The sequence below is a fragment of the Jeotgalibacillus marinus genome, from assembly GCF_040801915.1.
Lineage (GTDB): Bacteria > Bacillota > Bacilli > Bacillales > Jeotgalibacillaceae > Jeotgalibacillus > Jeotgalibacillus marinus.
This window is the reverse complement of the sequence record NZ_JBFMIA010000043.1, coordinates 1-4,057: the sequence shown is the minus strand read 5'-3', so window position 1 is coordinate 4,057 and position 4,057 is coordinate 1. Positions and strand designations below refer to the sequence as shown.

Genomic DNA, 4,057 nt, shown 5'->3' with positions numbered 1-4,057 from the left:
ATATCGTTCAACTTCAAAATGGGATCTTCTTAAACGTCCATGAAGATCATTCTAGCAATAATATTCGCTATCAATTGGGGAAATATGATGATGATCGTGTTGATTGGATGGCATCGTTTGAGGAACCTATACCAATAGAGTGGAGTCCTCCTCCTCCGCCAGATAGCAATATTCCATTTACTCCTGTTCGAGAAGTTCCGTTACAAATATTAGAGGAAAATAATGGTAATATTACTGGTGCAAGTGATTGGCTTACTACGGGTGAAAACCCTAGCATCACTGTTTTGAATAATGGTCTGGTATTGATGGTAAATGATAATGGAGGAAAATTAGAATATAAATTAGGTGAGTATTATGATTTTAGGGTGTATTGGACACAAGCGCGTGAATATGGTGGTGGAAACGATTTATATTATAGTTTAGGAAGATATACAGACAAAGCCATTCATTGGTATAGCAAAGATAATTACTACGGCAAAGGAAATAAGCCAAATGTAGCGGTATCGGAATGGAGAGATTGTTGTGGTTAGTGAGGGATGGGGACCATTTAATGATTCTCTGAAATACGGTTATGGAACTTTTGAAAAACCATATTTAGGGGAACCTTTCGTTGAGTGGGAGAAACAAACTTTCAACTATGATGAAGGAGTTCAACCTTCTGTAGCAGCATTGGATAACCAATTATTTTTAAAGGTACACAAAAGCCAATGGAATAGTCATCTTTGGCAATCTGTGAATAAAAGTGCTTATGGTAGATCTATGGAGCCACTTGGAGACCCATATAAATATGAGGATAATGGGTCTGGCAATCCAGTCTCATTGCAATTGAACAACGGTTTTATTTTAAACATGTTTGATGATAGAAATAGTGATAAAGCGTGGTTCAAAACAGGAACACTTAATTCATCACATGGAACATCGGTGGATTGGACAAGTCCGAATGTTAGTGATTTTGAAGGTGAAAATATGGATGTCGTCCAATTACAAAACGGTTATCTTTTAAGCGTACATCAAGATCCTAATAGTAATAAGATTCGCTATTCTATGGGACGTTATAAATATGAAGGCTCCGACCGTGTAGTTTGGTGGCAATATTTTTGATCTATCTCGCTCCTTTAAAGGGAGCGGGTTTTTTATTTTCCGACAGAAGCCCCCCACTTCAAACAATTCGCTAGGGTGTTAAGTGGTAGGTAGTTCACTTTTTTATTTATTTTAAAAATATTTAGAAATTTTAATTTAAGATGACAAATACAGTTTCGAAATATTATACTGGTTATTCATACAAAAGGAGGAAAGAACATGAAAAAAATGATCAAACTATTTATGGCTTTACTACTGATCTTTACTCTGAATACGCCAGTTGGAGCGTATGCTTCTACGGAGGAGGAACAACTCGAACACTTAGATATCAATGAGTTATCATCAAACGACAGCTACACGATGGGTGAGAATCCTTCCATCACTGTGTTGGATAATGGTCTGGTCGTGTCCGTGAATGATCGGGACGGAAAACTATCCTATCAATTGGGCGAATATGAGGAAGATAAGATGCATTGGACCCCCTCTGTTGAATACGGTGGAGGAGAGAAACCAACCATCTCTACACTTGATAATGGCGATATTATCGAAGTTCATGAAGGTGGAAATCACGAATTACATTATAATTTAGGTCGTTATGAAGACGGAACAATCAATTGGTATAGCGTGAACAACTTCTATGGACTAGGAGACCATCCAAATGTGGAGGTGCTGACCACTGGCGATATTGTGTTGGTGTTTGAAGGACAGCAAGTAGATAATACGGGAGTTTATTATGAATACGGAACGTTCGAAAATGATAAGGTTACTTGGTACAAAAATGGGATTGAGTATGACAAAGGACTACAACCTTCAGTCACAGCATTGGCTAACGGACAATTGTTAAAGACACACAAAAGCGTATCGGATAGTTATCTTTGGGCAAGTGTCAATCGATCATCCGTTGATAACCATTCCGTTAGTGTAATTGGAGCGGCGTATGAATTTGAGCCACACAGTTCGAATAATCCAGTGACGATTCAACTGGATAACGGATCCATTCTATCGATGTTTGATAGCAATCAAAGCAACGGAACATGGAACCAAATGGGGAAAGTAGAATATTATCCCGGATGGGGTTCTGGTGCAGTGGGAGAGGCTTCATGGGTTGATCCGAAATCTGACACATACACCCACTTTCACGGGAAAAATAACGATGTGGTCCAACTTCAAAATGGTCTCTTGTTAAACGTTCATGAAGATCATGATAGTGATGAGATCAACTATGTAATAGGAAGATATGATGATAATAGTAACCGTGTTTTTTGGGGTGATCATGTTCCTCTTGAATATTTAAACATCGATGAGACGTCGGCGGAAGCTATTTATAATAGTATTGGGCAGAAACCGTCCATGACTGTTTTGGATAACGGTCTTGTATTGGCAGTAAGCTACCGTCACCAATGGATAACTCCAAAAATGTACTACCAATTGGGTGAATATCTCGACGGTAAGATGTATTGGACAGATCCAAAGGAATATGACAATGGAGCAAATCCTTCCATTGCTACGCTGCCCAATGGGGATGTCATAGAAGTACACAGCAATCACAATAATGGTGGTGACACTACCAAACACTTGTATTATAATTTAGGTAAATATGAAAACGGTTCCATAAATTGGTATAGTATCGGTAATAAATATGATAGGGGATTGTTACCAAAAATAACGGTAACAAGCGATGGGGATATTGTCGAAGTTCATTCTAGCGGAAACGCCCGCGCCTCGGGTAAACTTTTTTATAATTATGGTTCTATCATAAATATTGATTCTGATAAAGTGGATATTTCTTGGGGAACTATAGGCGAAGAGTACGGCGCAGGGTATGAAGCTTCTGTATCTGCATCGGCTGATGGTCTTGTCTTAAAGACTCGAAAATCAAATGATGATGATGGTCATCTTTGGTATTCCATTAATGAACCAGATAGAACAAATAACACATTAGATAGGATTGGTAGCTCAATGTTATGGGAACCTCATGACGTGAATAGTCCAGTCTCCTATCAACTAGATAACGGGGAAGTTCTAATGATGTTTCATAGGGGTATATCAACGTGGTTCCAAATGGCTTCGTATCGATATGGGCACCTTTTATTTGAAACTCCAACTATTAACGATTTTGATGGTCAATTTAACGATGTGGTCCAACTAAAAAATGGGTTAATATTAAATGTTCATGAAGTTCCAAAGCATACTGATAAACTACGGTATGTATTGGGAGAATATGATGAGGAACAAAAACGCATCACATGGTTGGAATAATATAAAAAACTTACAAAAGATACGCCTTATCTTTCGTGTTATAATTAACATTCCATAGTAAGAATGATAGAGGTTCACCATTTTTAAAACTCCTAAGTAGTATAAGTAAAAACAAAAAACTCGCTCCTCGTCGACAGGAGCGGGTTTTTTATGTTTCTTTTTATTTTTAATGTTTGTGATAAAATGAATATTTAAATTATTAAAAATAGAAAAGGAGAATGATAATTGAAAACGTTTACTAAAATACTTATCGCTTTACTTATGATCTTTACTCTGAATACGCCAGTTGGAGCTTCTGCTTCTACTGAGAATGTGACACTTGAATACTTAGATATCGATGAGTTATCATCATCCGACAACTATGCGAATGGTGAGAATCCTTCGATCACTGTTTTGGATAACGGTCTTGTCGTGTCGGTGAATGACAAAGACGGAAAAACATCCTATCAATTGGGTGAGTATGAGGATGATCAGATATTTTGGACCCATCCGGTTGAATATGGTGGTGGAGAGAAACCAACCATCGCTACCCTTACTAATGGCAATATCATCGAAGTTCATGAAGGTGGAAATCATGAATTGCATTATAATTTAGGTCGTTATGAAGACGGAAAGATCGATTGGTATAGCGTGAACAACTACTATGGAAAAGGGGATCATCCCAATGTGACGTTATTGACCAATGGCGATATTGTGTTGGTTTTTGAAGGACAGGGCG

At 37.9% G+C, this 4,057-nt stretch carries 4 protein-coding genes; all 4 read left to right on the top strand.

What is annotated here, in order from left to right:
• Positions 1 to 530, top strand: a 530-nt coding sequence (locus tag AB1471_RS16640; protein WP_367780882.1) for a hypothetical protein, incomplete at its 5' end; no start/stop codon positions are given.
• The gene (locus tag AB1471_RS16635) at positions 523 to 1,101 is read left to right on the top strand and encodes a hypothetical protein (RefSeq protein ID WP_367780881.1); all 579 of its coding nucleotides are present in this window, start codon (positions 523 to 525) and stop codon (positions 1,099 to 1,101) included. The genes AB1471_RS16640 and AB1471_RS16635, both read left to right, overlap by 8 nt.
• Positions 1,102 to 1,299: 198 nt before the next feature.
• Positions 1,300 to 3,339: a hypothetical protein gene (locus tag AB1471_RS16630; protein ID WP_367780880.1), complete on the top strand. Its 2,040-nt coding sequence runs from the start codon at positions 1,300 to 1,302 to the stop codon at positions 3,337 to 3,339.
• A 225-nt stretch (positions 3,340 to 3,564) separates the two neighbouring features.
• Positions 3,565 to 4,057, top strand: a 493-nt coding sequence (locus AB1471_RS16625; RefSeq protein ID WP_367780879.1) for a hypothetical protein, incomplete at its 3' end; no start/stop codon positions are given.